Genomic DNA, 4,466 nt, shown 5'->3' with positions numbered 1-4,466 from the left:
GAGTGCGCAGCGTTCCCGGAAGTGCAGGCCGCCCTGCGCGTCCCCGGGGGAGGCGCACGGCGTCGCCGGTGGGGAGGGCGCCGCGGCCTCGCCGTGGCGGGCTCCGGCTGCGGTGGCGCTGCCTGCCTCCAGCCGTGCGGAGCGCCTCCCAGCGCCCCCAGAGCGCTACGCGCGCAGCGCCTCCCCGAGCGCGTCCATCGCGTCGTGCAGGAGGTCGTCGCTGATCGTCAGCGGCGGCAGGAACCGCAGGACGTTGCCGTGCGTGCCGCAGGTCAGCACGATCACCCCGCGCTCGTGGGCCGCCGCCGCGACCGCCTTCGCCAGCGCCGCGTCCGGCTCGGTCGTGCCTGGCCGCACCAGTTCGACCGCGATCATCCCGCCGCGACCGCGCACGTCGCCGATCCGCGGGTCGTCCAGCCCGCGTAGCCGGGACTTCAGCAGCGAGCCGATCTCCCGCGCGCGGGCCACGAGCCCGTCCTGCTCGATGGTCTCGATGGCGGCCAGCGCGGCCGCGCACGCGAGCGGGTTGCCGCCATAGGTGCCGCCGAGCCCACCGGCGTGCACGGCGTCCATGATCTCCGCCCGCCCGGTCACCGCCGACAGCGGCAGCCCGCCCGCGATGCCCTTCGCCGTCACGATCAGGTCCGGCACCACGCCCTCGTGGTCGCACGCGAACCAGTCGCCGGTGCGGGCGAACCCGGTCTGGACCTCGTCGGCGACGAACACCACCCCGTTCGCCCGGCACCACGAGGCCAGCGCGGGCAGGAAACCGGGCGCGGGCTCGACGAACCCGCCCTCGCCCTGGATCGGCTCGATCACCACCGCCGCCAGGTTCGCCGCGCCGACCTGCTTCTCGATCACGTCCAGCGCCCGGTTCGCCGCCTCGGCCCCGGACAGTCCGCCGTCGCGGAACGGGTAGGACAGCGGCGCGCGGTAGACCTCGGGCGCGAACGGCCCGAACCCGTGCTTGTACGGCATGGACTTCGCGGTCATCGCCATCGTCAGGTTGGTGCGGCCGTGGTAGGCGTGGTCGAACACGGCCACCGCGCCGCGGCCGGTGTGCGCCCGCGCGATCTTGACCGCGTTCTCGACGGCCTCCGCGCCCGAGTTGAACAGCGCCGTGCGCTTCTCGTGATCGCCGGGCGTCAGGCGGCCGAGCGCCTCGGCGACGGCCACGTACCCCTCGTACGGGGTGACCATGAAGCACGTGTGGGTGAAGGCCTCCACCTGTTCCCGCACCGCGCGCGCGACCCGCGGGTTGCTCGCGCCGACGGTGGTGACCGCGATGCCCGAGCCGAGGTCGATCAGGTGGTTGCCGTCGACGTCGACCACGACGCCGCCGCCTGCCGCGGCCGCGAAGACCGGCATCGTGGTGCCGACCCCCGCGGCGACCGCGGCGCCCTTGCGCGCCATCAGTTCGCGGGATCGCGGTCCCGGGATCGCCGTCTCCAGCCGCCGCTGCTGGTGGATTCCTGTGCTCGTGCTCGTGGTCATGCCCCAGTTTCGGGAGCGACGCGTCATGCTGTCCAATACTTGGTCGGCAGAATTTTGATGCCCAGGAGGCATATATGGAGTTGCGGCACCTCCGGTACTTCGTGGTGACCTGCGAGGCCGGCACGGTCAGCCGGGCGGCCGAGCTGCTGCACATCACCCAGCCGAGCCTGTCCCGGCAGCTGCGCCAGCTGGAGGACGAGCTGGGCGCCGAGCTGTTCGACCGCACCGGGCGGCGGATGACGCCGTCGCGGGTCGGCCGGGCCCTGCTGGGAAACGCGCGGGACGTGCTGGAGCGGGCCGCGGCGCTGAAGACGGCGGCGACGTTCCACGCGCACGGGCGCATCGACCGCCTCACGATCGGCGCGCCGACGGTGACCCTGACCGATGTGGTGGCCCCGTTCATCGCGACGCTGGCGCCCGAGGACCCGACGATCGACGTGCTGGGCGCGGACGGGCTGTCCGCGGTGGAGACCCTGGCGCGCGGCGCCGACCTCGCGATCGCCACGGCGGCTCCACGTGCGCCCTACCGGTCGCGGCGGCTGGCGGTGCTGCCGGTGTGGGCGTACGTGCCGGAGCGGCACCCGTGGAGCGGCCGGGGGAGCGTGCCGCTCGCGGAGGTGCTCGAAGAGCAGGTGATCGTGCTGCCTCCGGCGTTCACCGCGCGCCAGTCGCTGGACGCGGCGCTGCTGGAGCTGGGGACGACCTACGCGCGGGTGATCGAGGCCGCGAACGGCACAGTGGCGCAAGCGCACGCGGCGGCGGGCCGGGGCGTGGCGCTGGTGTCGGACGACCCGCGGTTCGGGCTGGTGCCGCTGCGGGTGCGCACGGGCGAGCGCCGGCTGGAGATCAAGCTGACCGCCGCGTGGGACTCGCGCCACGAGGCGGCGGCGACGCTGGAAGTGTTCGCCGAGCGGTTGAGTGAGTTCGTGGGGGAGCGGTACGGGTGAGCGCTCGTTGGGGGAAGGCGATCACGGCAGCGCGATGCGCACGCCGAGCCCGACCAGCAGCGTGCCCATCACGGCGTCGATCGCGCGCCGCACCCGCGTCGCGGACAGCACCCGCCGCAGCGCGCCGACGACGTTCGCGAGCACCAGGTACCAGACGAGGGTGACCCCGGACGCCACGACGGCCAGCAGCAGGTGGTCAACGGCCCCGGCGCCGGCGGGCACGAACTGCGGCAGGAGCGCCAGGAAGAACGCCGCCACCTTGGGGTTGAGCAGGTTGCACACCAGCCCCTGGCGGAACGCGCTGCCCGTGCCCGCGGCCGGTCCAGGCGCGGTGTAGCGGCCGCGGCGGGCGGTGAGGAGGGTCCGGACGCCCAGCACCAGGAGGTACGCCGCGCCGGCGAGCTTGACGACGGTGAACGCGACCGCGGACGCGGCGAGCAACCCGGCCAGGCCCAGCGCGGTGACGATCGCCCAGCAGAACACGCCGGTGGTGATCCCCGCCGCGCAGGCCATGCCGGCCCGCCGCCCGGAGACCAGCGCGTTCTTGCTGACGATCAGGAAGTCCGGCCCCGGCGCCATCGCGGCGAGCACGATGACACCCCCGAGCGCCGCGAGCTGGGTCATGGTCACCCGCCGACGATACCGCCAGGGTCGTCCCCCGCACGCGGTTTTCCGGAGAGGTCCACAGTGGACCTGCGAGACGGGCATGGTTCGCGCGGCGCCGGTGGCGGCTTGATCGTCAGGTGAGGGGCGCCCACCATCGCGCGGGCCGGGCAGATTCGCCTTTGTGGGTGGACGGTTTCGCCTAGGGGGTCGGGCGGGCAGGTGGGTCGTGCGGGTGGGGCGGGTTTGCGTTGGTGTGGGTGGGTGGCTCAGCCACGGGGTCGGGGCGGTCAGGTGGGTCGCGCGGCCGGGCAGGTTCGTCCGGCGTGGGTGGCTGCCGACTCTGCCTACGGGAGGCGGGTGGCCCCGTGGGCTGTGCGGGTGGGGCGGGTTTGCGTTGGTGTGGGTGGGTGGCTCAGCCACGGGGTCGGGGCGGTCAGGTGGGTCGCGCGGCCGGGCAGGTTCGTCCGGCGTGGGTGGCTGCCGACTCTGCCTACGGGAGGCGGGTGGCCCCGTGGGCTGCGCGGGGAGGGCGGGTTTGCGTCGAGGTGGGCGGGCAGGTTCGCCTGGTGCAGGTGGCCGAACTCTGCCTACCGGAGTCGGGGCGGCGCGTCCAGTCTGGTGCCGAGTCCGCCTACCGGAGTCGCGGGCGGCGGCCGGCGCGGCTCGCGTCCGGAACGAATCCTCAGGCGGCCCGCGCCGCGCCGCGGCCGAGGCGGGTCAGCAGGTCGTCCCGGTGGAGGTCGGCCACCGGGGACAGCAGGTCGGGGTGCCGCAGCAGTACGGCGGCCTGCCGGTCGCGCAGGTCTGGGTCGGTGAGGCGCCGGAAGTCCGGCGCGAGGCCCGCCGCGTGGACCGAGCCGCTCACCGTCGCGGCCGCGGCCACCGCCAGGGAGCGGTCTGCGAGCAGGCACGCCGCCCAGCTGGCGACGACCTCGTCCACCCACGTGCGCCACGCGGTGTCCTCGCCCGGCACCACGTCGACGCCCGCCACCCAGTCCAGCCGCCCGGACCCACCGGGCCCGACGACCCCGAGGAGCCCCGCGTCCAGCGCCGTGGGGTACCGCAGCCACGCGGCCACCGTCGCGGCCTGGCGGCACTGCGCCTCCGCCAGTGCGGCGCTCAGCGGGCCACGCTCGGGCGGGTACGCGCGCAAGAGCCACTGCGCGGTGGCCGCGATGACGGACGACAGGTCGGCGGACACTTCCGAGCACCTTCCGGAAACGTGGGGGTCCGAGCACGCTAACAGCTCGCCGCGGCCCTTCCGGCGCACTTTTGCCGCACGTCACAGCCGTCGTGACCGCGGTCATGCGAACACCCCGAACGCAAAAAACGCGACGATCGGAAGATCGCCGCGTTCTGCGGAGGTGGTGCGCGATACTGGGATTGAACCAGTGACCTCTACCGTGTCAAGGTAGCGCT

At 74.3% G+C, this 4,466-nt stretch carries 4 protein-coding genes; 1 reads left to right on the top strand and 3 read right to left on the bottom strand.

Annotated features, from left to right (window positions below):
* Nucleotides 1–165 precede the first annotated feature (165 nt).
* Complete coding sequence (gene gabT, locus L2C96_RS23600) at nt 166–1,494, bottom strand: 4-aminobutyrate--2-oxoglutarate transaminase (RefSeq protein ID WP_237337793.1); 1,329 nt, start codon at nt 1,492–1,494, stop codon at nt 166–168.
* Nucleotides 1,495–1,568: 74 nt separating this feature from the next.
* Here gabT and L2C96_RS23595 point away from each other — a divergent pair, with 74 nt between their 5' ends.
* Nucleotides 1,569–2,441, top strand: coding sequence for a LysR family transcriptional regulator (locus tag L2C96_RS23595; protein WP_237337792.1), 873 nt, complete (start codon nt 1,569–1,571; stop codon nt 2,439–2,441).
* Between the two features lie 21 nt (nt 2,442–2,462).
* Here L2C96_RS23595 and L2C96_RS23590 read toward each other — a convergent pair whose 3' ends face one another.
* Nucleotides 2,463–3,065 (bottom strand): LysE family translocator, encoded by a 603-nt coding sequence (locus L2C96_RS23590; protein WP_237337869.1) that lies wholly within the window; start codon nt 3,063–3,065, stop codon nt 2,463–2,465.
* Between the two features lie 664 nt (nt 3,066–3,729).
* Complete coding sequence (locus L2C96_RS23585) at nt 3,730–4,248, bottom strand: hypothetical protein (protein WP_237337791.1); 519 nt, start codon at nt 4,246–4,248, stop codon at nt 3,730–3,732.
* Nucleotides 4,249–4,466 lie beyond the last annotated feature (218 nt).

The sequence above is a fragment of the Amycolatopsis tucumanensis genome (genome assembly GCF_021654135.1).
In the GTDB taxonomy this organism is placed as follows: Bacteria; Actinomycetota; Actinomycetes; order Mycobacteriales; family Pseudonocardiaceae; genus Amycolatopsis_E; species Amycolatopsis_E tucumanensis.
Note: the sequence above shows the minus strand (reverse complement) of the source record. Positions and strands in the feature narration are given on the sequence as shown.

Coding starts and splice junctions, on each gene's coding strand:
- L2C96_RS23595 (WP_237337792.1), top strand. CDS start 1,569: ATGGAGTTGCGGCACCTCCGGTACTTCGTGGTGACCTGCGAGGCCGGC.
- L2C96_RS23590 (WP_237337869.1), bottom strand. CDS start 3,065: ATGACCCAGCTCGCGGCGCTCGGGGGTGTCATCGTGCTCGCCGCGATG.
- gabT (WP_237337793.1), bottom strand. CDS start 1,494: ATGACCACGAGCACGAGCACAGGAATCCACCAGCAGCGGCGGCTGGAG.